The sequence below is a fragment of the Achromobacter sp. EG18 genome, assembly GCF_059759395.1.
Genome location: NZ_CM186213.1, coordinates 1,598,684 through 1,625,090, shown reverse-complemented (window position 1 = coordinate 1,625,090; position 26,407 = coordinate 1,598,684). Strand labels below are relative to the sequence as shown.

At 70.8% G+C, this 26,407-nt stretch carries 20 protein-coding genes; 6 read left to right on the top strand and 14 right to left on the bottom strand.

What is annotated here, in order from left to right; all coding sequences use genetic code 11:
- Positions 1 to 20: 20 nt before the first annotated feature.
- Genes AC6CR5_RS07495 through AC6CR5_RS07480 form a run of 4 tightly spaced genes read right to left on the bottom strand, consistent with a single transcriptional unit; the run spans position 21 to position 4,965 of the window.
- Positions 21 to 2,333, bottom strand: a complete 2,313-nt coding sequence (locus AC6CR5_RS07495) for a xanthine dehydrogenase family protein molybdopterin-binding subunit (protein WP_395500908.1) — start codon at positions 2,331 to 2,333, stop codon at positions 21 to 23.
- 38 nt (positions 2,334 to 2,371) lie between these two features.
- Positions 2,372 to 3,025: an isochorismatase family protein gene (locus AC6CR5_RS07490; protein ID WP_020928078.1), complete on the bottom strand. Its 654-nt coding sequence runs from the start codon at positions 3,023 to 3,025 to the stop codon at positions 2,372 to 2,374.
- Positions 3,022 to 4,095: a 2,5-dihydroxypyridine 5,6-dioxygenase NicX family protein gene (locus tag AC6CR5_RS07485; protein ID WP_327762772.1), complete on the bottom strand. Its 1,074-nt coding sequence runs from the start codon at positions 4,093 to 4,095 to the stop codon at positions 3,022 to 3,024. The genes AC6CR5_RS07490 and AC6CR5_RS07485 overlap by 4 nt, the downstream gene beginning before the upstream one ends.
- 36 nt (positions 4,096 to 4,131) lie before the next feature.
- Positions 4,132 to 4,965: an alpha/beta fold hydrolase gene (locus AC6CR5_RS07480; protein WP_020928076.1), complete on the bottom strand. Its 834-nt coding sequence runs from the start codon at positions 4,963 to 4,965 to the stop codon at positions 4,132 to 4,134.
- A gap of 314 nt (positions 4,966 to 5,279) precedes the next feature.
- Between AC6CR5_RS07480 and AC6CR5_RS07475 the strand changes: the two genes are divergently transcribed.
- The 4 genes from AC6CR5_RS07475 to AC6CR5_RS07460 all read left to right on the top strand — a co-directional run bounded on the left by AC6CR5_RS07475 (position 5,280) and on the right by AC6CR5_RS07460 (position 11,510).
- Entirely contained in the window at positions 5,280 to 6,437 is a 1,158-nt protein-coding gene (locus AC6CR5_RS07475; RefSeq protein WP_020928074.1) for an FAD-dependent monooxygenase, read from the top strand.
- A gap of 44 nt (positions 6,438 to 6,481) precedes the next feature.
- Positions 6,482 to 7,012 carry a (2Fe-2S)-binding protein gene (locus tag AC6CR5_RS07470; protein ID WP_047991022.1) on the top strand — a complete coding sequence of 177 codons (531 nt, stop codon included), beginning with the start codon at positions 6,482 to 6,484 and terminating at the stop codon, positions 7,010 to 7,012.
- Positions 7,009 to 9,984: a c-type cytochrome gene (locus AC6CR5_RS07465; protein ID WP_269878418.1), complete on the top strand. Its 2,976-nt coding sequence runs from the start codon at positions 7,009 to 7,011 to the stop codon at positions 9,982 to 9,984. The genes AC6CR5_RS07470 and AC6CR5_RS07465 overlap by 4 nt, the downstream gene beginning before the upstream one ends.
- Positions 9,985 to 10,193: 209 nt before the next feature.
- The gene (locus AC6CR5_RS07460) at positions 10,194 to 11,510 is read left to right on the top strand and encodes an MFS transporter (RefSeq protein ID WP_006385090.1); all 1,317 of its coding nucleotides are present in this window, start codon (positions 10,194 to 10,196) and stop codon (positions 11,508 to 11,510) included.
- A 111-nt stretch (positions 11,511 to 11,621) separates the two neighbouring features.
- On the opposite strand, the gene AC6CR5_RS07455 is transcribed toward AC6CR5_RS07460, so the two are convergent.
- Positions 11,622 to 12,089 (bottom strand): MarR family winged helix-turn-helix transcriptional regulator, encoded by a 468-nt coding sequence (locus AC6CR5_RS07455; protein ID WP_026384857.1) that lies wholly within the window; start codon positions 12,087 to 12,089, stop codon positions 11,622 to 11,624.
- A 127-nt stretch (positions 12,090 to 12,216) separates the two neighbouring features.
- Complete coding sequence (locus AC6CR5_RS07450) at positions 12,217 to 13,755, bottom strand: MFS transporter (protein ID WP_498085433.1); 1,539 nt, start codon at positions 13,753 to 13,755, stop codon at positions 12,217 to 12,219.
- A gap of 153 nt (positions 13,756 to 13,908) precedes the next feature.
- Here AC6CR5_RS07450 and AC6CR5_RS07445 point away from each other — a divergent pair, with 153 nt between their 5' ends.
- Positions 13,909 to 14,784, top strand: coding sequence for a LysR family transcriptional regulator (locus AC6CR5_RS07445; protein ID WP_498085432.1), 876 nt, complete (start codon positions 13,909 to 13,911; stop codon positions 14,782 to 14,784).
- 74 nt (positions 14,785 to 14,858) lie between these two features.
- Here AC6CR5_RS07445 and AC6CR5_RS07440 read toward each other — a convergent pair whose 3' ends face one another.
- Positions 14,859 to 15,305 carry a universal stress protein gene (locus AC6CR5_RS07440; protein ID WP_006385086.1) on the bottom strand — a complete coding sequence of 149 codons (447 nt, stop codon included), beginning with the start codon at positions 15,303 to 15,305 and terminating at the stop codon, positions 14,859 to 14,861.
- 133 nt (positions 15,306 to 15,438) lie between these two features.
- Positions 15,439 to 16,125 (bottom strand): GntR family transcriptional regulator, encoded by a 687-nt coding sequence (locus AC6CR5_RS07435; RefSeq protein ID WP_148318689.1) that lies wholly within the window; start codon positions 16,123 to 16,125, stop codon positions 15,439 to 15,441.
- A gap of 292 nt (positions 16,126 to 16,417) precedes the next feature.
- On the opposite strand from AC6CR5_RS07435, the gene AC6CR5_RS07430 reads away from it, so the two are divergent.
- Positions 16,418 to 17,479: a D-cysteine desulfhydrase family protein gene (locus AC6CR5_RS07430; RefSeq protein WP_498085431.1), complete on the top strand. Its 1,062-nt coding sequence runs from the start codon at positions 16,418 to 16,420 to the stop codon at positions 17,477 to 17,479.
- A 55-nt stretch (positions 17,480 to 17,534) separates the two neighbouring features.
- Here AC6CR5_RS07430 and AC6CR5_RS07425 read toward each other — a convergent pair whose 3' ends face one another.
- From AC6CR5_RS07425 to AC6CR5_RS07400, 6 genes are all read right to left on the bottom strand, one after another.
- Entirely contained in the window at positions 17,535 to 18,521 is a 987-nt protein-coding gene (locus AC6CR5_RS07425) for a tripartite tricarboxylate transporter substrate binding protein (protein WP_498085430.1), read from the bottom strand.
- 87 nt (positions 18,522 to 18,608) lie between these two features.
- Positions 18,609 to 20,540, bottom strand: a complete 1,932-nt coding sequence (locus AC6CR5_RS07420) for an acyl-CoA synthetase (protein ID WP_437257593.1) — start codon at positions 20,538 to 20,540, stop codon at positions 18,609 to 18,611.
- Between the two features lie 17 nt (positions 20,541 to 20,557).
- A complete protein-coding gene (locus AC6CR5_RS07415; protein ID WP_498085429.1) occupies positions 20,558 to 21,691 on the bottom strand; it encodes an acyl-CoA dehydrogenase family protein in 1,134 nt (377 codons plus the stop codon).
- Positions 21,692 to 21,700: 9 nt separating this feature from the next.
- The gene (locus tag AC6CR5_RS07410; protein WP_076468580.1) at positions 21,701 to 22,897 is read right to left on the bottom strand and encodes an acyl-CoA dehydrogenase family protein; all 1,197 of its coding nucleotides are present in this window, start codon (positions 22,895 to 22,897) and stop codon (positions 21,701 to 21,703) included.
- 11 nt (positions 22,898 to 22,908) lie between these two features.
- Complete coding sequence (locus AC6CR5_RS07405; protein ID WP_104412993.1) at positions 22,909 to 24,090, bottom strand: acetyl-CoA C-acyltransferase; 1,182 nt, start codon at positions 24,088 to 24,090, stop codon at positions 22,909 to 22,911.
- A 25-nt stretch (positions 24,091 to 24,115) separates the two neighbouring features.
- Entirely contained in the window at positions 24,116 to 26,236 is a 2,121-nt protein-coding gene (locus AC6CR5_RS07400; protein ID WP_241059354.1) for a 3-hydroxyacyl-CoA dehydrogenase NAD-binding domain-containing protein, read from the bottom strand.
- Positions 26,237 to 26,407: the final 171 nt, after the last annotated feature.

The following is a 26,407-nucleotide window of genomic DNA, read 5'->3' as shown; positions in this document are numbered from 1 at the left end:
TGCCGGTTTGGCGGCCTGCGCTACGCCGCGGACGGTGTTGCGCAGGCCGCGGCAGCGCGGTTCGCGAGGGCGGCGCGCACCGCTTCAGGCGTGAAGGGCGCCTGGTGGAAGCGGCATCCGGTGGCGTCGAACAGCGCATTGGCGATGGCCGCCGGCCCGGGAATCGACGCGGACTCGCCGGCGCCCATGGGCGCTTCGTCCTGGCGCGGCATCAGCAGCACGTCGATGGGCGGCAGGTCCTTGAAACCGATGATGGGATAGCCGCCCCATTCGCGGCTGGCCACGCCGGCCGCATCGAACCGCACGCGTTCCAGCAGGCAGCGGCTGAGGGTCTGGTTGACGTTGCCGTGGATCTGGTGGCGCACGCCGTCGGGGTTGACGACCATGCCGGTGTCCTGGCCGACCACCACCCGCGTGATGGCGATGCGTCCGCTGGCCGGGTCCACGCCCAGGTCGATGACCCACGCGGCCCAGGCGGCGCCAAAGCCCGGGAACTTGCTGTGCACATAGCGCGCGTAGGCCACGCCGCGTCCGCGCAGGATACCGTCGGCGCCGGGCGTGCCGCGGCTGCCGGGCGGCCGCTCGTGCCAGCCGGCGCGCGCCGCGGTCGCCTCCAGCAGCGCGGTGGCACGCGCATCGTCCAGGTGCGCCAGCCGGAACGCGACCGGGTCGGCGCCGGCCGCCTCGGCCAGTTCATCCACCATGCAGTCGTGCGCGAACGAGCTGGGCAGGGCCGAGACCCCGCGCAGCCACGAGGCGCGCACCAGCGGCGCGGTGTCGTGGCAGACGATGCGGCGGCTGGGATAGCGGTACGGCGGCACCGAGGTGCGGTCGCCCATTTCCAGCACGCGCGGCTCGCCGGACACGCCGCCGGTCAGCAGCAGCGCCAGCAGCGGCGCGTCGTTGGACGGATAGCGCACCTGGAAGTCGTAGGCCAGCAGCTTGCCCTCGGCGTCCAGCGCCGCGCCCACGTCCATCAGCTGGCCCGTGCCCTTGGGCTCCCACTGGTGTTCCTGGTCGCGCATCAGTTGCACCCGCACCGGCGCGCCGACGGCGGCCGACAGCAGCGCGGCGTCGGCGCAGACGTCGTCGGCGCAGTTGCGGCCATAACAGCCGGCGGCTTCCATGCGGATGATGTCGATGCGGTCCTCGCCCAGCTTGAGTAGGCGGTCCAGGTCTGCGCGCAGCATGTGCGGGTTTTGGGTGCCGGCCCAGACCGTGAGGCGGCCATCGCGATGATCCGCCACCGCGCACGAAGGCCCGATCGACGCGTGCATCTGGTAGGGCCAGACGTAGGTGCGGCGCAGGTGCACCGCTGCGCCGGCACAGGCGGCGTCGACGTCGCCTTCCTCCAGCAGCAGGCGGCGGCGCGCCGGGTTGGCGCGGATGGCGCTGGCCAGGTCGTCGAGCGCCGGCGCCGGCGGCACCGGCTTCCAGCGGACCTTGAGCGCGCGCATGGCGGCTTCGGCCTGTTCCTCGCGGTCCGCCACCACGCCGATGAAATCGCCTTGCACCACGACCTGGACGCGCCCGGGCAGGTGCGCGACCGAATCGGTGTCGACATCGAGCAGGCAGCGGCCGATGAAGTCGCCGGCATCGCGGCCGGGATGCGGCGGGCGCACCACGCGGCCGTGGCGCATGCCGGGCACGCGCACGTCGTGCACGAAGCTCAGTTCGCCGGTGGCCTTGGCGGGAATGTCGACGCGCGCGACGGCGCTGCCGACCAGGGTGTACTCGCCCGCCGGCTTGAGCCGCACCTGGGAATCATCGGCGGCCAGTTCCAGCCGGGTGTGCTGGCCCTGGACCAGTTGACCGTAGCGCAGGGCGCGTTCGTCGCGCTCATCGGCGGGGCGCACGATGCCGTCGCGCAAGCGCAGCGTGTCCGCCGCCACGCCCCATTGCCGCGCGGCCCGCGCCAGCAGCTGCTCGCGCGCCTGGGCCGCGGCGCGGCGCAAGGGCGCGGCCGAGATCTGGATGCTGGCGCTGGCGATGGTGGGGCCCTGGTTGGGGGTGGCGTTGGTGTGGCCCAGCACCATTTCGAGCCGCGCCATCGGCACATGCAATTCCTCGGCCACGATCTGCGCCAGCGCGGTGCGGATGCCGGTGCCCAGGTCGACGTGGCCATTGAAGGCCAGCGCGCGCCAGCCATCAGGCGCGGCATCATCGGCCAGCACCGCCACGAAGATCTCGGGCGTGTCCTGGACGTAATCCGAGACCACGCCCGGCTGCCCGGGCGCCGGGCGCGGCGGGGCGGTCGGCGCGCGCACGACCAGCAGCGCGCCGGGGTGGCTCAGCAGCGCGTCGTGCTGCGCGCGGGGATGGGGCAGGTTCATGGGCGAAGGCGATCCGGGCGGATTGGCTGATTATGCCGCTATCGCGCCGCGCCGGGCAGCGCGGCGATGTCGGCCAGCGCCTGCTCCAGCGGCATGACGGCCGCGTACTTCTGCGCCATGTCGAACAGGTTGGCCTCGTGCGGCCCCAGCGCGCGGTCGCCGCAGCAGTCGGACACCACCAGTGGCCGCAAGCCGGCCTGCATGGCGTCGACCACGCTGGCGCGCACGCAGCCGCTGGTGACGCAGCCGGCCACCACCAGCGTCTGCACGCCGCGCTGCGCCAGCCACGGCGCCAGCATGGTGCCGTAGAACGCCGACGGTGTGCTCTTGCGCACCACGTATTCACCCCGCGCGGGCGCCAGCTGCGGCACGATGGCGCTGTTGTGGCTGTCTTCCTTCAGGGTCAGCATGCCCGGCACCTTGAGGCAGAAGATGTTGCTGTCGGCATCGTCGTCCGAGAACACGATGCGGCTGTGCGCCACCGGCCACCCTTGTTCGCGCGCATGCGCCAGCAACGTCCGGGTGCGTTCGATGGCCGGCGGGATGTTGCCGCCGCCGAACACGGCGGGGTCGGCGAAGCCGTTGACGAAATCGATGATCAGCAGGCCGAACGGCGCCTTCAGCGGCAGCGGCGTGCCGAAGCCCTGGCGGGCATAGGCCGAGATATCCCCGGCGGGAACGGTGGTGGTCATGCCAGCTCCTTGCGGCGGGCGGCGCGCGCCAGCCCGGGTTCGTCCTGCACCACGCCGTCGATGACGACGGCGCGATCATCCAGCATCACCGTGCAATGGCGCATCGGGATGTCGATATGGCAGGCGGTGGTGCGTTGGCCGCCGGCCTCGTTGTTCGGTCCCATGGACCAGAGGAAGTTGCCCTCGAAGGCGCGGGCGTCCATGCCGATGTGGGTCTCCTTGCCGTAATGGCCCAGCATCGACCAGTGGGCGCGCGGTTGCAGGCCCCAGCCGATGTGCGAGACGGCGTAGGCCTCGGGGTCTTCATACGAGGCCATGTAGTCGCGCAGCACCTCGGCCTGCAGGCCGCCCTGGATGCGGGTGACGTAGCCGCGTTCCACGGTGAGGGTGATCGGGTCGGTGACGTAGTCCTTCATCGGCAGCAGGATGTCGCCGCGGTCCAGCACCACCTGGCCGTTGCTGTGGCCTTCGTCGGGCCAGGTCAGCACGAAGCCGCTGGGCCAGTGATCCCAGCGGCCGGGTTCGTCGACGAAGCCGTATTCCGAGATCGCCGGGAAGCTGCCCAGGCGGCATCGCAGGTCGGTGCCGGCCCGGGAAGTGATGCGCATCTGGCTTGCCTCGGCGATTTGCGCGGCGGCCGCGCGCACGCGGGCGCGGTCGGCCTCGGTGGGCACCAGGCGGCAGAGAATCTCGGGCGGCTCGACCGCCAGCAGGATCTTGGTGCCGCCCTGCAGGATCTCGTGCTGCTCGGGCGAGAACAGCAGCGTCATCAGGTCCAGCACCAGGTCGCTGGCCTTGAGCGCGGCGATGGCGGCGGGGTTGCCGGTCAGCGGCGTGGTGCCCAGGTAGGCCAGCGAGTCGCGGCTGAGGGATTTTTCGCCGTTGACGGGCGGCAGATCCAGGCGGTTGACCCGCGCGCCCATGTCACTGGCGGCGGCAATGGCGCAGCGCAGCGTCTGCGGATGGGTGTCGGCGCCGGTGAGCACGGTCACGGTCTGGCCGGCTTCGAGGCGGGAAAGCGTGAGCACCTGTTTCCAGGCGCGGATCAGGTCGATGTCGCTGACGGGCATGGCGGACTCCTGTCCGGTAAAGGGGGAAAAGGGGATTCAGCCGCGCGGTTCGAGAAAGTCGCCCAGCGCCTCGTGGAAGCCGGCCTCGTTGTCCCATGGAATCATGTGGCCGGCGGCGGGCACGCGCCGGTGCAGGGTGTCGGGCGCCAGGCCCTGCCATTCGGCCACGTCCTCGTCGCCGACCACGCCGCCGTTCTCGGCGGTCATCAGCAACTGCGGCACGCGCACCCGCGGCAGGTCGGCATGGATGTCGTCGCGGCCGAAGTCCTCGAAGCTGCGCACGATGGCGGGCTCGTGGCAGGTGTGCAGCCATTGCGCGCGCAGGCGCCGCTGTTCCTCGGTCCAGGTGGGGCAGAAGGCGCGCATGGCCTCGGCATCCATGCCGTGCGTGGCCTGGCGGATCGAGTCGACGTACCAGGCCAGCTTGGCTGGGTAGGGGCGGCGGCCCGGGCCGGAGACGGGCGGGTCGACGATGACCAGCCGCGTCAGGCCGGCCGGGTGGCTGCGGGCCGCGCGCACCGCGATGCGCCCGCCCATGGAATGGCCCATCAGCGCATAGCGCTTCAGGCCCAGCGCCTGCGCCAGCGCCAGCACGTCGGCGGCCTGCGCGTCCAGGCTGTAGTCCAGGCCGGGGTCGGCGCTGGACAGGCCGCGGCCGCGCACGTCCAGCACGTAGGTGTCGTAGCGCTGGCCCAGGCGCTCGGCCACGAACCCCCAGGTCACGGCCGGGCTGGTGATGCCGGGGATCAGGATGAGCGCGTCGCGTTCGGCGCGCGCGCCGTCCGCGCCGCCGTAGCGCAGGTAGTGCTGGCGGATGCCGTTGGCGTGGACGTTGGCGCCGTACAGGAAGGTGCTGGATGGTTGGCTCATGCCGTGCTCCGGGTGGGTCGATGCCAGGACGGGATCCGGCGGTCATTGCTTGCGCCGCGCAGGGCGCGGATCGAGCGTGATGACGTGAAGCGCGGATCCATCTTAGGGTTTTCGATAAATTAAAAAAACAGTGTAGACGCTCTATTCTTGCAAACAGCGAGGTGAATCGCAAAGCCGATGTTCATAGTGGTTTTTACCTATATGTGCATAAAAATGCACTGTTTTGGACGCAGGCGAACAGTTTCGGATCCACGATGGTGCGGTTTTCCATCTGGAAAAAATAGAGTGTATGCATAGAAAAGTAGGAGAGCCTCTTGTCTAAATCCCCCCGCATCGCCGTGATCGGCGCTGGCCTCGGTGGCGCCGCCACCGCCTCGCTCCTGCTGCAGGAAGGCTTCGACGTGCGCGTGTACGAACAGGCGCCGAGTTTTTCGCGGCTGGGCGCCGGTATCCACGTCGGCCCCAACGTCATGAAGATCCTGCGCCGCATCGGCATCGAGGACGCGCTCAACGCCCAAGGGTCGCACCCCGACTACTGGTACAGCCGCCACGGCCTGACCGGCGACGTGCTGGCGCAGATTCCGCTGGGCGACTACGCCGTCAAGACCTACGGCGCGTCGTACCTGACGGTGCACCGCGGCGACTTCCACGCCCTGCTGATCGAGGCGCTGCCCGAGCGTGTGATGGCGTATTCCAAGCACCTGGTCGGCGTCACCGACCGCGGCAACGACGTCGAGATGCGCTTTGCCGACGGCAGCGTCGAGCATGCCGACATCGTGATCGGCGCCGACGGCGTCAATTCCTGCATCCGCGAGGAACTGCTGGGGCCCGAGCCTCCCAAGTACGCCGGCTACCTGGCCCACCGCGCGGTGTTCCCCACGCCCGAAGTCAAGGCCGGCATGCTGCCGTTCGACGCCTGCGTGAAGTGGTGGACCGATGACCGCCACATGATGACGTACTTCGTCACCAGCAAGGCCGACGAGCTCTACTACGTGACCGGCGTGCCGGTCGAGCAATGGGACCTGAACGACCGCTGGCTGCCCAGCAGCAAGGACGAGATGCGCGAGGCGTTCCAGGGCTGGCATCCGACGGTGCAGGCGCTGATCGACGCCACCGTCGAGGTCACCAAGTGGTCGCTGCTGGAGCGCGACCCGCTGCCGCTGTGGAGCCGCGGCCGCCTGGTGCTGCTGGGCGACGCCTGCCACCCCATGAAACCGCACATGGCGCAGGGCGCGGCCATGGCCATCGAGGACGGCGCGATGCTGGTGCGTTGCTTCAAGGAAGTGGGGGCGCATAATCACGAACTGGCTTTCGCGCTGTACGAAGCCAACCGCGCCGAGCGCGCCAGCAAGGTGCAGCGCATTTCGCACGACAACACCTGGCTGCGGACCAATGAGGACCCCAGCTGGTGTTTCGGCTACGACGTGTTCAGCGAGCCGCTGGTCGAACCGAAGGCCAAGGCGGCGGCCTGACGCGCCTGCCGTCCCTCATCCACCAGACCTTCGCCACGCACACCATGGGACATCCCGCCAACACCCCGCCCGCCGCCGAGCCGATCGGCCTGAAGGTCAACGGCAGCGTCGCGCGCGTGGCGGCGCCGCCGGCGACCTCGCTGCTGCTGGTGTTGCGCAACGACCTGACCCTGAACGGACCGAAGTACGGCTGCGGCCTGGGCGAGTGCGGCGCCTGCACGGTGCTGATCGACGGCGTGGCGGCGCGGTCCTGTGTGATTCCGGTGAGGGCGGCGCAAGGGCGCGAGGTCACCACCCTCGAAGGCCTGGGTTCGCGCGAGCGGCCCGGGCCGACGCAGCGCGCCTTCATCGAATGCCAGGCGGCCCAGTGCGGCTATTGCCTGAACGGCATGATCATGACGGTCGAGGCATTGCTGCGCCGCGACCCGGCGCCGTCCGAGCAGGCGCTGCGCAGCGAGCTGCATCACAACCTGTGCCGCTGCGGCACGCATGTCGAGATCATGCAGGCGGCGCTGCGCGCGGTGCAATTGCGGGCCGAGGCGGCGCCGCGCGGGCCCGAAGGGGCTGGCGCATGAGCGCGTTGCTGCCCGAGGCCTCGGCGGGCGCCATCGCGCCGCCGTCCGATCTGCTGCATGGACTGGCCCTGTGCCCGCCCGCGGCCCGCTGGGACGGCACGCGCTATCGCGGCAGCGCGCTCGACAGCGTGAACCTGGAGCAAGCGCGGGCCCAGGCGGGCGTGGTGGCCGTGGTGCGGCGGGAGCACTTTGTCGGCGTGGTGGCGGTGACGCCGGCGCATGCGCGGCAGGCGCTGGCCTGCATGGCGCCCGTGTGGCGCGGCGATGGCCCGCCTGCGCGCGAGGCAACCGTGATCCGTTCGGAAGCCGATCCGGACGACCAGCGTGAGTATCTATGGCGATCCACTGAAACGGCGTCCGGCGCGCGTGTCGCGGCATGGTGCCTGGACGGCCGCCTGACGCTGTGGCTGCCGCCGCGGGCGGCCGCCTCGCAGGCCTGGCTGCGGCGCGAGCTGGCGGCGCTGATGGACTGTCCCGGGCACGCGGTGCGCCTGGCCGACTGGCCGCAGGGCGCGGCCGAGGCCGGCCTGCCGCCGCACGCGCTCGATCTGCTGGACGCCGCCGCCGACGCCGCGCTGCTGTCCGAGGCGGTGGGGCGGCCCGTGTGCGTGGCCTGCCGGCCGGCGGCCGCGACCACCCTGGCGTTGCGCGAAGCGGACCTGGCGGCGGGGCCGGCGCTGCGTTCGCGCCACCCCTGGGCCGTGCGTCCCAGCCTGGCGCGCCTGCTGGCGCGGCCCGGTCACGCCCAGGCCTGCGGCCAGGCCACGGTGCAGGGCGACAGCCCGGTGCTGGCGCCGGCGGCATCGCGGGATCTGCCGCACGCCAGCGTCGACGAATTGAACGCGGCCCAGGTGTTCGCCGGCGAAAGCCTGTGGCACGAGCGGGCGCTGGCGGCGGGCGAGGATCCGGTGGGCTGGCGGCTGCGGCACATGGCCGATGATCGCGGCCGCGAACTGGCGCGCCAGGTGGTGGAACAGGCGCGGGCGGCCACGGCGCAGGACGCCACGTCGGCCGCCGACGGCCTGCTGCGCGGCACCGGCCTGGCCACGGCGCAGGTCCGCTGCGAGGCCGAGGATGGTTCGGCGCAAATGGTCTGGAGCGCCTGGGTGGCCGACGTGGCGATCCAGCCCGCCACCGGGCGGATCGAGGTGACGCGCGTCGTCGCCGGCCACGACAGCCAGGACCTGCGCGCGGCGCAAGGCGCGACCACGCGGCTGGCCATCACGCGCCAGCAACCCGAGCGGCTGGCCGATGCCCGCCGTCTCATTGCCGGCCCGGCGGCGTTCGACGATTGGCGCGGCGCCGAACCGATGCCGTCGACCGCGGGCCTGGATGCGGTCGCCATCGCGGCGCCGGACGTGCCCGGCCCGTTGCGCGAAGGACGGCTGGACGTGGATGGCGTGCTGACGCTGCCCGCCGCCGCCGCCATCGCCAACGCCATCCAGGACGCCACCGGCGTGCGCCTGCGGCAGGCGCCGTTCGACGCCGGCCAACTGCGGCTGGCGCTGGCGGACCGGCGCGCGGCCGGCGCGAAAGGCGCATTGCGCCGGGGCTGGGGCTGGCTGGCGGCCGGCGCGGCCGGACTGGCGGCCATGGCCACCGCGTTGTGGCCACTGAAGCCGGCGCTGCCGCTGACGGCCGGGCCCGACGCTTCTTTGTATTCGGCGCAGGCAATCGAGCGCGGCCGGCTGGTGGCGGCGGCCGGCGACTGCGTGGCCTGCCACACCGCGCCGGGCGGCGCGCGCAACGCCGGCGGCCTGGCGCTGGAGACGCCGTTCGGCGTGATCTATTCCACCAACATCACTCCCGATGCGCAGACCGGCATCGGCCGCTGGTCATACGCGGCCTTCGAACGCGCCATGCGCCAGGGCATCCACCAGGACGGCCGCCAGTTGTATCCGGCGTTTCCGTACACGGCCTATGCCAAGCTCAGCGACGCCGACCTGCAGGCGCTGTACGGCTACCTGATGTCGCAGCCCGCGGTGGCCGCGACGCCGCCGCGCACCGAGCTGGGCTTTCCGTTCAACCTGCGGCCGCTGCTGGCCGGCTGGAACCTGCTGTTCCACGATCCCAAGCCATTCACGCCGGATCCCTCGCAGGACGCCGAATGGAATCGCGGCGCGTATCTGGTGGAAGGCGTGGGTCATTGCGCCGCCTGCCATTCGCCGCGCAACGCGCTGGGCGCGGAGAAGGGCGGCCTGGCCTACCTGGCCGGTGGCCAGGCCGAGGGCTGGAACGCGCCGGCGCTGAATCGCCTGGCTACGGGCGAGCGGGCCTGGTCGGGCGAGGAACTGTTCCAGTACCTGCGCACCGGCTATTCGCCGCGCCATGGCGTGGCTGCGGGCCCCATGGCGCCCGTGATCCATGGGCTGGCCGAACTGCCGGCCAGCGACCTGAAGGCCATCGTCACCTACCTGATGGCGGTGCCGGGGCGGACGCCGTCGGCGGCGCGCGCGACGGCCACGGCCACGGCTACGGCCACGGCTACGGCCACGGCTACGACCACGGCCACGGCAAGCGCCGCCACGTCGGCCAGCGTCGTTGCCGCCCCGGCGGCCACAACCGCAACCGCCGCCGCCGCCACCATCAACGCGGTCCCCGCGCCCGCGGCCGTCAGCGAGGCCATCACGCTGCGCCGCGCCAGCGGCGAACGCATCTACCAGAACGCCTGCGCCGTCTGCCATGAAGCCGGCAGCGGGCCGACCCTGTTCGGGGTCAAGCCCCTGCTGGGCCAGAACACCAATCTGCACGCCGCATCGCCGGACAACCTGATCCAGGTGATCCTCCACGGCATCCAGGCCCCGGCCGACGATGCCCTGGGCTACATGCCGGCGTTCGGCAACAGCCTGGACGACAGGCAGATCGGCGATTTGATCGACTATTTGCGCGCGCGGTTCGCGCCGGAGGAAGAGGCTTGGCCAGTTGACACGACGACCATAGGCAGGCTGCGCCAGCACGCGCAGCAGCAGTAAGGGGAAGACGGGGCAGCGGATCGGCCCATGGCGGGTCCGGCCGCGCCTCGCGACACAACATCGCGCGCATCGGTTTTCCATCGACGCTTGTCCGGCGCCGAGGGGCGTGGTCGACCTTCGCATCCGCGAAGCCGGCCATGCGCCGAACCGGGGCCCGACGCCTTTCCAGGCGCGGATCCCGCGCGCGGCACACAAAGGGAATCACGCATATGTCAGCTTCATTCATCACGGTGGAACAAGGCATCAAGACCGCCGGCGTCGGCAAGTTCCAGTACCGGCTGTTCATGATCTTCGGCCTGGTCTGGCTGGCCGACGCCATGCAGGTGCTGTCGATCGGCTTCAGCGCGCCTTCGATCGCCCGCACCTTCGGCATTCCGGTGCCCGAGGCCTTGCAGACCGGCACCGCGTTCTTCGTCGGCATGCTGATCGGCGCCTTCGCGTTTGGCCGGCTGGCCGACCGCATCGGCCGCCGCCCGGTGCTGATGATGGCCGTGGTCATCGACGCCTGCGCCGGCGTGGCCTCGGCCTTCGCGCCGGATTTCGCCTGGCTGCTGTTGCTGCGCTTTGTCACCGGCATCGGTGTCGGCGGCACGCTGCCGGTGGACTACACCATGATGGCCGAGTTCCTGCCCAGCGAGCGCCGCGGCCGCTGGCTGGTGCTGCTGGAATCGTTCTGGGCCCTGGGCACCATCTGCCTGGCGCTGCTGGCCCTGGCCGCGCTGTCGTGGGGCGACGATGCCTGGCGCGTGATCTTCTTCGTCACCGGCCTGCCGGCGCTGATCGGCGTGGTGCTGCGCTTCTACATCCCCGAGTCGCCGATGTACCTGAACCGCAACGGCAAGTCGGGGCAGGCGCGCAAGGTGCTCGAACGCGTGGCCCGCGTCAATGGCCGTCCGACCGACATCCCCGAGCTAAAGCCGGAACTGCATGAACGCAAGCCGCTGTCGGCGCTGTTCTCGAACGCGCTGCGCCGCCGCAGCATCGCGCTGTGCCTGGCCTGGGCGCTGATCTCCATCGCCTACTACGGCGTGTTCGTCTACCTGCCGATCAAGCTCAGCAGCCAGGGCTTCGCCTTCATGCGCGGCCAGGAATTCCTGGTGCTGCTGGCGCTGGTGCAGTTGCCCGGCTTCGCGCTGTCGGCCTACGGGGTGGAACGCTGGGGCCGCAAGCCCACGCTGGTCGGCTTCCTGATCCTGAGCGCGGTGGGTTGCATGCTGTACAGCCTGGGCACCTCCAGCTTCCTGGTGGTCGGCTCGACGCTGCTCATGAGCTTCGCGCTGCTGGGCACCTGGGGCGCGCTGTATGCGTTCACGCCCGAGGTCTATCCGACCGACCTGCGCGCCAGCGGCATGGGGCTGGCGGGCGCGGTGGCGCGTTTCGGCGGGCTGTTCGCGCCGGCCATCATCGCACCCATCATGGCCACCCACTTCACGCTGGCGCTGGCGGTGCTGGCGGCCATGCTGCTGGCCGCGGCGCTGTCGATCCGGGCGGTCGACGTCGAGTCGCGCAACCGCGCGCTGGACTGATCCGTCAGAAGGGCGGCGCGCATCCGGGAGGACGCGTGCCGCTCGCACGCCTGAAGCCCGGACGCCTGAAGCCCGGACGCCTGAAGCCCGGACGCCGGACGCCCGGACGCCTCATTCCCCGGCGTCGCCCTCGATCATCTTGCGCAGCAGGAATTCCAGCGCCACGCGCTCGGCGGGATTGAGCGTGCCATAGGTGCTTTCGGTGATCTGCAGGGCGAAGGGTTCCATTTTTCGCACCAGCTCCTGGCCCACCGGGGTCAGGTTGATCACCACCTTGCGGCGGTCGTGCGGGTCGTGGTCGACCCGCACCAGCTCGCGCTGCTTGAGCCGGTCCACCACGCCGCGCACCGTGGCCTGGTCGATGACCGTGGCCTTGACGATATCCGCCAGCGAACTGCCCTGGTTGTCACGCACCGAGCACAGCACGACGAACTGCGCCGCGGTCAACTGCGAGTCGGGGATGTACTGCTGGAACAGGGCGGTATGCCGTTGGTACACGCGCCGCAGCAGGTGTCCAATCTGGTCGGAGAACAAATAGCTGTCCTTGTCGGGGGCGGACTTGTTTTTCACATTTCGCATAAGCCTATCCGAAGCCATACCCTGGGTACGATGATCTATCTCAATGGGATGTCCGGAAGTTTACGGGGCTTGCCGCCTTTTTGCCGACAGGGATCAGGTTTTTCGCAGCGTCAGGGCGGTCGTCCGATCAACGTGCCGCGGCCTCGCGGGTGTTGCCGCGCCGGCGGTTCACCAGCACCAGCAACGCGGTGCCAAGCAGCAGCAAGGTGGCGGTGGCGATGACCGCCGCGTAGCCCGCGTCGAACGCATCGCGGGCCAGCTGCGAGAGCGAGGCGCCTAGGTCGCTGGACAGGCCCTCGGCCACCATCAGCGCTTCATCCAGGCTGTCGCGGGCCGCGCCGGCGCCGGCCGCGGGCAGGCCCGCCGGCACCTCCAGCGTGTGCGCGTACACGCCCGACAGGATCGAGCCCATCAGCGTCACGCCCAGCGCGCCGCCCAGTTCGTACGACACTTCCTCGATCGAGGCGGCCATGCCGGCGCGTTCCGGCGTGGCGCTCTGCATGATGGTGCTGGACGCGGCCGTCATGGTGGCGCCGATGCCCACGCCCAGCACGCACAGGCTGGCCATCTGCGCCGCCAGCGCGCCGTCGTAGCTGAACAGGTAGCCGCCCATGCCCAGGCCGGACGTCAGCAGCGCCACGAACAGCAGACGCGCGCTGCCCACCTTCGGCAGCAGCCAGCCGGCCAGCGGCCCGGCGATGAACGCGGCCAGCGGCAAAGGCAGGATGTAGAGCGCCGCCTGGATCGGCGACATGCCCAGCACCAGCTGCAGGCGCTGGCTGAACACCAGCTCCATGCCCAGCAGCGCCGCCGCCGCGAACAGCGCCGCGGCCACGGCCGAGCTGAAGCTGCGGTTGCGGAAGATGGCGAAGTCGATCAGCGGATGGGGCCGCGCGCGCTGGCGCCGGGCGAAGATGAACAGCATCGCGGCGCCGCCGGCGCAGGCCAGCGCGGCGTCCAGCCACGACGGCTGGGCGCGGCCCAGCTCCTTGAGCGCATAGGCGGTCAGGATCAGGCCGACCATCACCTGCAACGAACCGATCAGGTCCCAGGGGCGCTGGCGATCCGGCTGGCCGGCCGGGATGTAGCGGCGCGCCAGCGGCAGGGCCAGCAGCACGATGGGCAGGTTGATCAGGAACACCGACCCCCACCAGAAATGCTCCAGCAGGAACCCGCCGATGACCGGTCCGAGCGCCGCGCCGCCCGAGGCCACCGAGGCCCAGACGCCGATGGCGATGGCGCGCTCGCGCTCGTCGGCGAAGGTCAGGCGCAGGATCGACAGGGTCGCCGGCATCATCATGGCCGCGCCCACGGCCAGCACCGCGCGCGCCGCGATCAGCGCCGCGGGGTTGGGCGAATAGGCCGCCGCCAGCGAGGCCGCGCCGAACACGGCCAGGCCCATCATGAACAGGCGCTTGTGGCCCAGGCGGTCGCCCAGCGTGCCCATGCCCAGGAGCAGGCCCGACACCACCAGGGCGTAGATGTTGACGATCCAGAGCTTGGACGCGGCGGTCACGCCCAGGTCGTGCGTGAGCCGGGGCAGGGCGGTGTACAGCACGGTCATGTCGACCACGATCAGCAACAGGGCGCTGGAAACGATGGCCAGCACCAGCCAGCGACCCGGCGCGGGCGCGGCGACAGCGGGGAAGGGATTGCGCTGCGTCATGCATTTACTCCTGTAACGCCGGACATTTTCAATCTATGAAGCATGGATAAGAAGTTGGAATCCATCTATAAAATAGATTTATCACTGACGGCTCCGCCGCCCCGCGCGGCGACGGCCTTTTGAAGGCTTGCTTGGCCACGACTGGAGACAACCATGCACTGGACCCTGGAACAACTGCGGCATTTCGTGGCGGCGGCGGACGCCGGCTCGTTTTCGGCGGCGGCGCGCCACGTGGGCCGGGCGCAATCGGCCGTCAGCACCTCGCTGGGATTGCTGGAAGCGGACCTGGGGGTGGAATTGTTCGACCGCTCGCGCCGCAATGCCACGCTGACCCGGGCCGGTGAAGTGCTGTTGCAGGAGGCGCGCGAGCTGTTGCGCCAGGCGGCGGGACTGGAGCAGCGCGCGCTGTCATTCGCGGCCGGGCAGGACGCGCACCTCAGCCTGGCGCTGGACGAGGCCTTGCCCGATCGGATGCTGGGCGCGCTGGTGAAGGAGGTCTCGGCGCGCTTTCCCGCGCTGGAGCTGACCCAGTTGAACGGCACGGCCACCGAAGTGGCGGACTACGTCTCGCAGGGGCGCGCCAGCGTGGCGTTCCATTACGATCGCGGCGATCCGGGCGCGGCCTTCGCCCATCGCTACCTGGGCGACGTGGGGCAGGGCATCTTCGTGGCGCGCGACCATCCGCTGGCCGCGTTGCCCGAAGTCACGCGCAACGATCTGGCGCGCCATCGTCAACTGGTGATGCGGATGGAAGGGGTGGAGGATGTGGTGATGAGTCCGTCGGCCTGGCGTTCAGACAGTTTCTACAGCATTGCCGCCATGGCCGTGGATGGCTTGGGCTGGGCCATTCTGCCGCTGAACATCGCCGAGTACGAGGGCTACCGCGAGGACCTGGCCAATGTGCCGTGCGTCGGCCTGTCGCTGCCGCCGCTGTCGGTGCGCACGCTCTGGCTGCAGGGCCGGACGCCGACCGCCACCGAGCGCTGGATCCAGGATCGCATGGAGCAACTGCTGCATCCGGCGGCCTGAGCGGGCCGGGGCGGCCGGGCGGCCGGCGCTGGCCGCCTACGGGAGGCGACCGCGGCGGTTCGGGCCCGTGCGTGTCAGGCCTTCTTGCGGTACACCAGCACCGGCGTGGTGGAATGCGCCAGCACCTTCTGCGTCTGGCTGCCCAGCACCACGGCGGCCATGCCGCGGCGGCCGTGCGAGGCCATGGCGATCAGGTCGCAGTGGCGCTCGCGGGCCGCGTCGATGATGGCCTGGTACGGATCTTCGTGGGTGGCGCGCAGCGTTTCGCAAGGCACGCCGGCTTCGCGCGCCTGGGTGGCGGCCGCGCTCAGCAGGCGTTCGGCCTGGGCGCGGATCTGGTCCTGGTACTCGCCCAGGCTGTGGGCCACCTGCGCCGCGCCCATGGCGAAGACGTGGAAGGGTTCCTCGACCGTGAGGATGGTGGCCTTGGCGCCCAGCGACCTGGCCAGCTCGAGGCTTTCGACCAGGGCTTCCGAGGACAATTGCGAGCCGTCCGTGGGAATGAGAATGTGCTTGTACATGGTGTCTCCCGTGTTTGTGCAGCGGCCGCCGCGACTTGCGGCGGTTACGTAACACTGTATTGGTTGGGAGAGGGGCGCCTATTGCGCGGAATCAAACTTTGCGCGCGGTCAAACCGCCACGCGCGGTACCGCGTCAGCTCAACAGCGCCGCGACCAGGTCGCCGCCGGCGCGGTCGCCCTCGCTGAAGTCGAGCGCGGTCTGCACGTGTTCCAGGTGCTCGTCCATCAGCGCGCAGGCGCGGTCGACGTCGCCGGCGCGAGCGGCTTCGATGAAGGCGTGATGCTCGCGCGATGAGCAACTGGCGTCGTGCGAGCTCTGGTACAGCACGGTGATCACGGCGCTGCGCGCCGACAGCTCGCGCAGCATGCCGGTCAGCACCGAGTTGCCGACGGCCTCGGCCAGCAGGATGTGGAAGTCGCCCAGCAGGCGGTTGCGGGCCTGCACGTCGCCGCTTTCGACGGCCGCGCGTTCCTCGGCCAGGTGGGCGTCGATGCGGCGGTAGTCGGCCGCCGTGGCGCGGGTGACGAACTCGCGCGCCAGCGCGGCTTCGAGGATGCGGCGCACCGCGTAGACCTCGCGCGCCTCGTTGGCGTCGGGCTTGCTGACGAAGGCGCCCTTGTCGGGCACGATGTTGATCAGCTTGTCCTTGGACAGCATCAGCAGGGCGGCGCGGATCTTGGTGCGGCTGACCTTGTAGACGCGCGCCAGGGCCTCTTCGCGCAAGCGGGTGCCGGGCGGCAGGCGGTGCGCCACGATGGCGGCGGCGATGGCCTTGGCGATATCGTCGGCGCTGGGATCGGCGGGAACTTCCTGGGTCATGAAGCGCGGGGCGGAAAGACTGTATGGGCAGCCAGTCTATCAAAATCCCGGGCTGGCAACATTTATTGCATACGAAAATTGTTGGCGAACTTGTTGGCGAACCGGCCTTCTGCGCCCCTCGCGGGCGCGCCGGTCTGAGGCGATTCATGCCGGATTCCGCACAATCGCCCCGCCAAGAGTGATGAATCCCGCGGCGGTCCTGGCGTATCCTGCTGGCCATCCCCGCGTCACGCCCGGACCGGCAGCGGCATCCGGTTGCCGGCCGGCTTTCAACGTATCCAGGAATCCGCCCATGTCCATAGATTTGTCGTCCGCCCTGCAACGCTTTCCCCGTTACGCCCTGCTCGATGGCCCGACGCCGATCCAGCGCCTGGCCCGGCTGGAGGCGGCGCTGGGCGCGGCGGCCAACGGCGTGCGCCTGTACGCCAAGCGTGATGACCACATGGCGCTGGGCGGGGGCGGCAACAAGCTGCGCAAGCTGGAGTTCCTGCTGGGCGAGGCGCGCGGGCAGGGGGCCGACACGGTGGTGACCGTGGGCGGCCTGCAATCGAACCATGCGCGCCTGACCGCCGCGGCCGCGGCCCGCGCCGGCATGGCCTGCGAGCTGGTGCTGGGGCGGGTGGTGCCGCGCGCCGACGCCGATTACGAAGAAAACGGCAACATGCTGCTCAACCGGCTGCTCGGCGCCACCGTGCACGCCTTGCCGGTCGGCGCCGACGCCATGGCGGCGGCCCTGGAACGGGTGCGCGCGCTGGAACTGGTGGGACGCCGCGTCTACCTGGCGCCGCTGGGTGGCTCCACGCCGGTCGGCGCGCTGGGCTATGCGGCCTGCGCGCAGGAGATCCTGGAGCAGGAGCGCGCCCTGGGCGTGACGTTCGCGCGGGTGGTGGTGGCCAATGGCAGCGCCGGCACCCACGCCGGCCTGGCCGCCGGCATGGTCGCGGCGGGCCTGCCGGCAACCCGCGTGCAGTCGTTCACCACCCTGGCCGACACCGAGGTCGCGCAGGCGAAGACGCGCGACCTGACGGCCGCCACCCTGGCGCTGCTGGGCCGGGCGGATGGCGAACACGGCGCCGCCACGGGCGATGCGGCCGCGCCGGCGCCCAACGACATCCTGGTGGACGGCAGCCAGCGTGGTCCGGCCTACGGCGTGCCCACGCCCGCCATGCTCGAGGCCGTCAGCCTGCTGGCGCGCAGCGAAGGGTTGCTGCTCGACCCGGTGTATTCGGGCAAGGCCTTCGCGGGCCTCTTGGCCGACGTGCGCGCCGGCCGCCATGCACCCGGCAGCGACGTGCTGTTCGTGATGACGGGCGGCGCGCCGGGGCTGTACGCCTACAAGCCGGCGTTCCAATGAAAAGCGGGCCGGTCGCCGCAAGGCGTCCGGCCCGCCCGGGGCGAAGCAGGGGGCGTCAATCCTTGGCCATCAGCCCCAGGTATTCGATCAGGCCTTTTTCCTTGACGTAGGTGGCCTGGGCCCAGGCCTTGTAGTCGGTGCTGTCGCGGTAGGCCGGCTCCTGGTTCAGCTGCTTCATGACCTCCATGCTGGCCGGGTCGAACAAAGCCTTCTTGAAGGCGTCGTGCAGCGTCTTGACCACCGCCGGGTCCATGCCCTTGGGGCCGGCCAGGCCATAGGGCGAGGTCGATACGACCTTGTAGCCCAGCTCCTGCGCGGTCGGCACCTCGGGCCAGCGGGTGGTGCGCTTTTCGCCGAACGTCACCAGCAGCCGCATCTTGCCCGAGTCCACGAACTGGTCCCAGCCCGTGGCGTCGCTCTGCGCCATGACGTGGCCGCCGAGCAGCGCCTGCTGCATGTCGGCATTGCCCTTGTAGGGCACGTGGTTCAGCTTGACCTTGGCGTTGATGGCGATTTCCTCGATCAGCAGGTGCGGCGACGAGCCCACGCCGGTCGAGCCGTAGTCGACGCTGCCGGGGTTCTTGCGCGCCGCTTCGATGTACTCGTTGAAGGTCTTGTAGGGCGAGTCGGCGCGCACCGTGAAGCCGAAGGTGTAGCCCGACAGGCCAATGATGAAGGTGAAATCGTTGATCGGATCCCACGAGGTCTTCTGCATGTACGGCATGCGCAGCATGGCCAGCGTGTACAGCGCGACGGTGTAACCGTCGGGCTTGGCGGTGCGCGACATGGTGGCGGTGCCGAGGGTGCCGCCGGCGCCCGGACGGTTCTCGACGATGACGGGCTGGCCCAGGTACTTGGATGCGTCCTGCGCCACGATGCGCATGTGGCGATCGGTCGAGCCCCCCGCCGGGAACGGCACGATCAGGGTGATGGGTTTGTTGGGAAAGGCGTTTTGCGCCGACGCCGCGGGCGCCAGCGCGCCGCCGGCCAGCGCCAGCAGCAGGGCGCCCAGGCAGGCGCGGCGCAGGGGTTGGTGGGCCATGGGGCTTGTCTCCAATGTGATTATGGTTTTGTAGTCTTGTCGCTTCGGGGGCTGCTTTACGGCTGTGTTGCTTTGCAATGACGCCGGTCAGTCGCGTAGCGCGACCTTGACCGGCAATCGTTGCAACGCCTCGCGCAACTGCTCCTTCAGCGGCGCGGGGGCGGTGGCGTCGACCTCGACGGCGACGTCGGGCTGCGCGTCGGACAGCACGCGCAGCAGGGAACTGTCAGGCGGCAGGCCGGCCTGTGCGAGCACGCGCTCCACCACGGCGCGCGCGGACACCGCCGTGGCCAGGCGCCGCAGATCGGGCTTGTAGATCTTGCCGACATTGGTCATGGGCATCTGCTCGAGCACGATCACGCGCTTGGGCCGCGCCGGCGCTTCGTCGACGCGGGCAGCCGCATACGCGACCAGCTCGGCCTCGGAGACCTCGGCATCGTCGGCCAGGGTCACGAAGGCGATCGGCAGTTCGCCCGCGTACGGATCGGGCGCGCCCACCGCGGCGCAGATGCGCACCGCCGGGTGCGAGGCCAGCGCATCCTCGATGGTCTTGGGATCGATGTTGTGGCCGCCGCGGATGATCAGGTCCTTGGCGCGGCCCTGCAGATGCAGGCGGCCCTCGGTGTCCAGGTAGCCGACGTCGCCGCTGATGAGCCAGCCGTCCGCGGTGAAGGCACGGGCCGTATCTTCGGGGTCGAGAAAGCCGGGGATGACGTTGGGTGACTTGAACAGCAGCATGCCGGCCTGGCCGGGCGGCAGGTCGCGCGCCGGCTGCCCGGCGGGCGCGTCCAGGCCGACCACGCGCACCTGCACATAGGGCAGGGGAAAGCCCACGCAGTTGACCGGAAAGCGCGAGCCGGGCGGCGTGATCGAGGTGATGCCGGCCATTTCCGTCATGCCCAGACTTTCGTTCACGTGCAGGCCGAACAGGCGCTCAAAGCGCGCCGCCAGCTCCGCCGGCAACGGCGCGGCGCCGGTGCGGCAGTAGCGCAGCGACGAGATGTCGGCGCCGTCCAGCGGGATCTCGGCCAGCGCCGCCAGGATGGTCGGCACGCCCTGCAGCGAGGTGGCGCGGTGGCGCTCCACCAGCCGCCAATAATTGCGCAGCACCTCGCGGTTGCGCAGCAGCTGCGTGGTCGGGATCACGGTCTGCACGCCGGCCGACAGCGCCGCCAGCGAGGCCGGCAGCACGCCGGCCACGTGGAACAGCGGATAGCCGTTGATGACCACGTCGCCGGGCCCGGCGCCCTGCAACTGCACCGCCGCCCAGGCCGTGAAGACCTGGTTGGCGTGGGTATGGATGGCCAGCTTGGGCGCGCCGGTGGTGCCGCCGGTATGGAAGTAGGCGGCCACGTCGTCGGCGCGGATCACGCGGCCGCTGACCAGCCGGTCCGAGGGCTGGGCGGCGCGCGCGCTGTTGAAGTCGAGCGCGAAGCCGGGCAGCGCTGGGCGTTGCGACGGCGGCTCGTCGTGCGGCGCGACGCGCAGCAGCGTGCGCAGCGTCGGCACCCGCTCGCGCAGGCGCAGGGCCTTGGACCAGGATTCGCATTCGGTGTCCGAGCCGTAGGCGATCAGCACCTTGGCGCCAGCGGTGGTCAGCAGCGAGGCCAGCTTGTCCTCGGTCAGCAGCGGATTGAGCGGCTGCACGATGCCGGCGGCCTCGCCGCCCCACAGCGCCAGGTGGTATTCGAGGCAGCCCGGCAGCAGCACGCCGACGGCGTCCGTCGGGCCGAGCCCCAGGCTGTGCAGCAGGTTGGCCGTCTGGTGAATGCCGGCCAGCAGCTCGTCGTAGCGCCAACTGATGGCCGGCTCGTCGGGATCGGCGTTGCGCAGGAAGGTCAGCGCGGTGCGGTCGCCGAAGGCGGCGGCCGAGTTGCGGAAGATCTCGTAGGTGCTTTGCACCGTCAGCGTCTCGGCCAGCGGCCGGGCCGCCAGTCGGTGCACGTCGTCGATGGAACGCACCGGGAATGGCGCGGCGAAGGGCGGGGCGGTGGGGGAGGCTATGGGGGCCTGCGTCATGATGCCGTCCTCGCCGCTCACGCCCGCCCCAGCGCGATGTAGCGCCGCAGGTGGTGGTCCTCGTCGCCGAGCTGGTGGTCGATCATGACCAGCCGCTTGGCGTAGTGCGCCAGGGGCAGTTCCCAGGTCATGCCGATGCCGCCGTGCAGCTGGATGCTTTCTTCGGCCACCAGCGTGCCGATGCGGCCGATGGTGTACTTGGCGGCCGACAGCGCCCGTTCGCGCGTGGCGCGGTCGGGATGGTCGAGCGCGGCGGCGGCGTTGATGACCGCCGAGCGCGCCTGCTCGATCTCCAGCAGCACGTCGGCCATGCGGTGCTGCAGCGCCTGGAAGCTGCCGATCGGCACGCCGAACTGGCGCCGCGTGCGCAGGTATTCCAGCGTGGCGTCGCGGGCGCAGTCCATCGCGCCCACGGCCTCGGCGCACAGCGCCAGGATGCCGCGGCCGGTGGCGTGTTCCAGCAGCGCATGGCCGGCGCCGGCCTCGCCCAGCAGGCTGTCGGCGCCCAGCGCCACGTTCTCGAACGCGAGTTCCGCGGCGCGGCCGCCGTCGATCAGGTCGTAGCCGCGCGCCGTCACGCCCGGCGTGCCGGCGCTGACCAGGAACAGGCTGATGCCGGACTCGTCGTCGTCGGCGCCGGCGGTGCGCGCCGACACCAGGAACAGGTCGGCGTGCTCGCCGCCCGTCACGACCGCCTTGGCGCCGTTCAGCACCCAGCCGTCGCCGCTGCGCTCGGCGCGGGTGCGCAGGTCGTTAAGGGCGTAGCCCGACGTGGGTTCGGCCGCGGCCAGCGCGGCGGTGATGCCGCCCGCGATCAGGCCGTCCAGCGCCTCGCGTTGCGCCGGGCTGCCGGCGCGCGCGATGGCGCTGCCGACCATCAGCGCATCCAAAAAGGGTTCCAGCACCAGGCCGCGGCCCAGCGCCTCGAACACCACGCTGATGTCAAAGCCCGCGCCGCCCAGCCCGCCGTGTTCCTCGGCGAACAGCGCGCCGATGGCGCCCAGTTCGGCATAGCGACGCCAGAATTCGGGGTTGTAGCCCTGCGCCATCCTGGCGTGGCGTTCGCGCGTGGCGAAGTCGTATTGTTCGGCGACAAAGCGGCGCAGCATGTCGGACAGCATGCGCCGGTCTTCGGTGTGTTCAAAGTTCATGGCCGGCCTTTACAGTCCCAGGATCATCTTGGAGATGATGTTCTTCTGGATTTCGTTGGAGCCGCCGAAGATCGACAGCTTGCGGTTGTTGAAGTACTGCGCCGCGGCGCTGTCGGCGCCTTCCGGGCCGATGGGCGCGGCGCTGTAGCCGTCGTGCAGGGCCTCGGCCACGAACGGGCGGGCGTAGGGCCCCATGGCGCGGCGGTTCAGCGCGGTGATCTCCTGGCGGATCTGGGTGCCGCGGATCTTCAGCATCGAGCTTTCGGCGCCGGGCGCGCCGCCGCCGGCCACCGCCGCCACCACGCGCAGGTTGGTGGTGCGCATGTTGGCCAGCTCGATTTCGACCCGCGCCAGGCGCGCGGCGAAGTCGGGATCGTCGGCCAGCGGGCGGCCGTTCTTCTTCTGGCTGGCGGCCACTGCCTTCAGGCGTTCCAGCGCGGCGGTCGACTGGCCGACGCCGGCGATGTTGGTGCGCTCGTAGGTCAGCAGGTATTTTGCGCAGGTCCAGCCGCGGTTTTCCTCGCCCACCAGGTTCTCGACCGGCACCCGCACGTCCGAGAAGAACACCTCGTTGACTTCATGCTCGCCGTCCAGCGTGATGATGGGGCGCACCTGCACGCCCGGGCTGGCCATGTCGATCAGCAGGAAGCTGATGCCTTCCTGGCGGCGGCCCTCGTTCGAGGTGCGCACCAGGCAGAAGATCATGTTGGCGTACTGGCCCAGCGTGGTCCAGGTCTTCTGGCCGTTGACGACGTAGTGGTCGCCGTCGCGCACCGCGGTGGTCTTGACCGAGGCCAGGTCCGAGCCGGCGCCGGGTTCGGAATAGCCCTGGCACCACCAGTCCGAGCCGTCCAGGATGCGCGGCAGCCAGTGGCGCTTCTGCGCCTCGTTGCCGTACTTGATCAGTACCGGGCCCAGCATGCTCAGGCCGAACGGCACGATGCGCGGCGCGCCGGCCAGCGCGCATTCGTTGTCGAAGATGTACTTCTGCGTAGTGCTCCAGCCGGTGCCGCCGTACTCCACCGGCCAGTGGCTGGCCAGCCAGCCCTGGCGGTTGAGGATGGCGTGCCACTCGACCATGTCGGCGCGCGCCAGCAGTTTGCCCTGCGTGACCTTGGCCGACAGGCGCGCCGGCAGGTTGGCGGCCAGGAAGGCGCGGACCTCGTCGCGGAAGGCGTTTTCTTCGGGGGTGAATTCCAGATCCATCGGGCGATTCCTCAGTAGATTTCGAACAGGCCGGCCGCGCCCATGCCGCCGCCCACGCACATGGTGACGACGGCGTAGCGCGCGCCGCGGCGGCGGCCTTCCAGCAGCACGTGGCCGGCCAGGCGGGCGCCGGTGACGCCGAACGGGTGGCCCAGCGCGATCGAGCCGCCATTCACGTTCAGCCGCTCCATCGGGATGCCCAGGCGTTCCTGGCAGTACAGCGCCTGCGAGGCGAACGCCTCGTTCAGTTCCCACAGGTCGATGTCCTCGACCTTCAGGCCGTGGCGCGCCAGCAGCTTGGGCACGGCGTAGACCGGGCCGATGCCCATCTCGTCGGGCTCGCAGCCGGCGATCGCCAGGCCGCGGAACGCGCCCAGCGGGCGGATGCCGGCGCGCTGCGCCTCGGCCGCTTCCATCAGCACGCAGGCGGCGGCGCCGTCCGACAACTGCGAGGCGTTGCCGGCGGTCACGAACTGGTCCGGGCCGCGCACCGGCGCCAGCTTGGCCAGCGCCTCGTAGGTGGTGCCGGGCCGGTTGCAGGTGTCCTTGTCGACCGTGACCTCGCGTTCCGACACGGCACCGGTGGCGCGGTCGGTGACGGCCATGGTGGTGGTGACGGGGATGATCTCCTCGCGATAGCGGCCGGCGGCCTGGGCGGCCTCGGTGCGCGCCTGGCTCTGCGCGGCAAAGCGGTCCTGCGCCTCGCGGCTGATGCCGTAGCGCGCGGCGACGATGTCGGCGGTCTCGATCATGGGCAGGTACAGCTCGGGCTTGTTGGCCACGATCCACGGGTCCATGCCGCTGACGCCGTCGTCGCGGGTGCGGATCTGCGACACCAGCTCGACGCCGCCGGCGATGACGGCGGGCGCGCCGTCCATGACGATGCGCGCCGCGGCCGAGGCGATGGCCTGCAGGCCCGAGGCGCAATAGCGGTTGACGGTGGCGCCGCCGACGCTGACCGGCAGGCCGGCGCGGATCACCGCCTGGCGGCCGATGTTGCGGCCGGTGGCGCCCTCGGGGTAGCCGCAGCCGATGAAGGCGTCCTCGATCAGGGCGGGGTCGATGCCGCTGCGCTCGACCGCGGCGCGCACCGCGTGGGCGGCCAGGGTCGGCCCGGCGATCAGGTTGAATTCGCCGCGCTGCGCCTTGGTGATGGGCGTGCGGGCGGTGGAGACGATGACGGCTTCGCGCATGTCGGTTTCCGTTGGGTGAATGGGGTCAGGCGGCCTGGTTCAGGCTGGCGAAATCGCGGCCGGATTCGGCCAGTTCCACCAGCAGTGGCGACGGCTTCCAGAACGCGGGGTCTTCCTTGGCAAAGGCGCGGATGTCGGCCAGCACGTTGGCCAGCCCGACGCGGTCGGCGTAATGCATCGGCCCGCCGCGATACCGCGGAAAGCCATAGCCCGACAGGAAAACCATGTCGATGTCCGAGGGCCGCAGCGCGATGCCCTGGTGCAGCACGTTGGCGGCCTCGTTGATCATGGCCGCCAGGTAGCGGCGCTGGATGTCCTCGGCGCTGAACGGGCGCGGCGTGACGCCGGCGCGCTGGCGCTCGGCGTCGATGATCGCCAGCACTTCCGGATCGGGCGTGCCCTGGCGGGCGCCATCCGGATACAGGTAGAAGCCGCGGCCGGTCTTCTGGCCGAACCAGCCGCGCTCGCACAGGCGGTCGGGAATCTGCACGTAGCGCAGCGCCGGGTCGCGGGTGGCGGCGCGGCGCTTGCGCGTGGCCCAGCCGATGTCGCCGCCGGCCAGGTCCACCATCTGGTACGGACCCATGGGATAGCCGAAGTCGCGCACCGCCGCGTCGATCTCGTAGGGCGAGGCGCCGTCCTCCATCATCATGTCGGCCGCCTGGCGGTGCACCGCCAGGATGCGGTTGCCGATGAAGCCGTCGCAGACGCCGGCGCGCACCGGGATCTTGCGCAGGCGGCGCGCCAGCTCGAAGCCGGTGGCGACGGTGTCGGCGGCGGTCTGGCGGCCCACCACCACCTCCAGCAGCTTCATGATGTTGGCCGGCGAAAAGAAATGCAGCCCCAGCACGTCGGCGGGGCCGCGCGTGGCCTGGGCGATGCGGTCCACGTCCAGGTACGAGGTGTTGGTGGCCAGCACCGCGCCAGGCTTGGCGACGCGGTCAAGCTGCGCGAACACCGCCCGCTTGACGTCCATGTCCTCGAACACGGCCTCGATGATCAGGTCGGCCTCGCCCAGCGCGGCATAGTCGGTGGCGCCGATGAAGCGCGCCAGCCGGGCGGCGCGCTCGTCGGCCGTCATGCGGCCCTTGCCGACCAGCAGGTCGTAGACGTGTTCGACCCGCTGGCGGCCACGCGCCAGCGCGGCGTCGTCCTGTTCCACCATGACCACCGGCAGGCCAGCGTCCAGCACCGCCACGGCAATGCCCGCGCCCATGGTGCCGCCGCCGATCACGCCGACGCTGTCGAGCCGGCGCGGCTTGGCCTGCTTCAATTCAGGGATCTTGGCGGTCTCGCGTTCGGCGAAAAAGGCGTGGATCAGGCCGGCGCGCTGCGGGCTGTCCAGGCATTGCAGGAACAGCGCGCGCTCGGTGCGCAGGCCCTCGTCGAAAGGCTGTTCGACGGCGGCGCGCACCGCCTCCAGGATTTTCGCGGGCGAGAACAGGCCGCGCGTGCTGGCGGCGATGCGCTGGCCGGCGGCGTCGATCGCGGCCAGGGACGCGGCCTTGTCGGCCAGCGCCTGGCCGTCGCGGCTGCGGCGCGGCGGGGCGTTTTGCGCCAGCAGGCGGCGGGCGTAGTCCAGGCCGGCGGCCAGCGGATCCGTGCCGGCCGCCAGTTCATCGGCCAGTCCGGCCGCGACGGCGGCCTGCGCCGTCATCGGCTTGGCCGACAGCATCAGGTCCAGTGCCGCGGCGGCGCCGATCAGGCGCGGCGTGCGCTGCGTGCCGCCGGCGCCGGGCAGCAGGCCCAGCGTCACTTCGGGCAGGCCCAGCTTGGCGTTCGGCAAGGCCACGCGGTAATGCGCCGCCAGCGCCACTTCCAGGCCGCCGCCCAGCGCGGCGCCATGCAGCGCGGCCACTACCGGCTTGGCGCAGGCCTCGATCTGGTTGCAGACGTCGGGCAGGGCGGGCGGACGCGGCGGCTTGCCGAATTCGCGGATGTCGGCGCCGGCGATGAAGTTGTTGCCGGCGCCAGTGAGCAGCACGGCCCGCACCTGCGGGTCGCCGCCGGCCTGGTCGATGGCGCGCGCCAGGCCCGCGCGCACCTCGGCGCTCAGGGCATTGACGGGGGGATGATCGATGGTGACGACGAGTACGTCGCCGTCGCGGCGCGCGTGGACGGCGCCGGCGGGTGCGCTGGCTGTCATGGGACAGTGTCTCCGGTAGGGTCGCCGCCCGCGCCGGCCCTGGCCGGCACGGCGGCATCGCAGAGCGGGGCTCTGGCGAGGCCGGCGCGCCCGGGGCGGACGCGGCGCAGTCGCGGCGCCTGGCGGGCCAGGAACGGCCCGTCTTATAGCCGTCTATTCTTTCCCAGCAAA

Excerpts from the sequence above, each read along its gene's own strand:
- AC6CR5_RS07495 (WP_395500908.1), bottom strand. The coding sequence starts at position 2,333 with ATGAACCTGCCCCATCCCCGCGCGCAGCACGACGCGCTGCTGAGCCAC.
- AC6CR5_RS07490 (WP_020928078.1), bottom strand. The coding sequence starts at position 3,025 with ATGACCACCACCGTTCCCGCCGGGGATATCTCGGCCTATGCCCGCCAG.
- AC6CR5_RS07485 (WP_327762772.1), bottom strand. The coding sequence starts at position 4,095 with ATGCCCGTCAGCGACATCGACCTGATCCGCGCCTGGAAACAGGTGCTC.
- AC6CR5_RS07480 (WP_020928076.1), bottom strand. The coding sequence starts at position 4,965 with ATGAGCCAACCATCCAGCACCTTCCTGTACGGCGCCAACGTCCACGCC.
- AC6CR5_RS07470 (WP_047991022.1), top strand. The coding sequence starts at position 6,482 with ATGGGACATCCCGCCAACACCCCGCCCGCCGCCGAGCCGATCGGCCTG.
- AC6CR5_RS07465 (WP_269878418.1), top strand. The coding sequence starts at position 7,009 with ATGAGCGCGTTGCTGCCCGAGGCCTCGGCGGGCGCCATCGCGCCGCCG.
- AC6CR5_RS07460 (WP_006385090.1), top strand. The coding sequence starts at position 10,194 with ATGTCAGCTTCATTCATCACGGTGGAACAAGGCATCAAGACCGCCGGC.
- AC6CR5_RS07455 (WP_026384857.1), bottom strand. The coding sequence starts at position 12,089 with ATGCGAAATGTGAAAAACAAGTCCGCCCCCGACAAGGACAGCTATTTG.
- AC6CR5_RS07450 (WP_498085433.1), bottom strand. The coding sequence starts at position 13,755 with ATGACGCAGCGCAATCCCTTCCCCGCTGTCGCCGCGCCCGCGCCGGGT.
- AC6CR5_RS07445 (WP_498085432.1), top strand. The coding sequence starts at position 13,909 with ATGCACTGGACCCTGGAACAACTGCGGCATTTCGTGGCGGCGGCGGAC.
- AC6CR5_RS07440 (WP_006385086.1), bottom strand. The coding sequence starts at position 15,305 with ATGTACAAGCACATTCTCATTCCCACGGACGGCTCGCAATTGTCCTCG.
- AC6CR5_RS07435 (WP_148318689.1), bottom strand. The coding sequence starts at position 16,125 with ATGACCCAGGAAGTTCCCGCCGATCCCAGCGCCGACGATATCGCCAAG.
- AC6CR5_RS07430 (WP_498085431.1), top strand. The coding sequence starts at position 16,418 with ATGTCCATAGATTTGTCGTCCGCCCTGCAACGCTTTCCCCGTTACGCC.
- AC6CR5_RS07425 (WP_498085430.1), bottom strand. The coding sequence starts at position 18,521 with ATGGCCCACCAACCCCTGCGCCGCGCCTGCCTGGGCGCCCTGCTGCTG.
- AC6CR5_RS07420 (WP_437257593.1), bottom strand. The coding sequence starts at position 20,540 with ATGACGCAGGCCCCCATAGCCTCCCCCACCGCCCCGCCCTTCGCCGCG.
- AC6CR5_RS07415 (WP_498085429.1), bottom strand. The coding sequence starts at position 21,691 with ATGAACTTTGAACACACCGAAGACCGGCGCATGCTGTCCGACATGCTG.
- AC6CR5_RS07410 (WP_076468580.1), bottom strand. The coding sequence starts at position 22,897 with ATGGATCTGGAATTCACCCCCGAAGAAAACGCCTTCCGCGACGAGGTC.
- AC6CR5_RS07405 (WP_104412993.1), bottom strand. The coding sequence starts at position 24,090 with ATGCGCGAAGCCGTCATCGTCTCCACCGCCCGCACGCCCATCACCAAG.
- AC6CR5_RS07400 (WP_241059354.1), bottom strand. The coding sequence starts at position 26,236 with ATGACAGCCAGCGCACCCGCCGGCGCCGTCCACGCGCGCCGCGACGGC.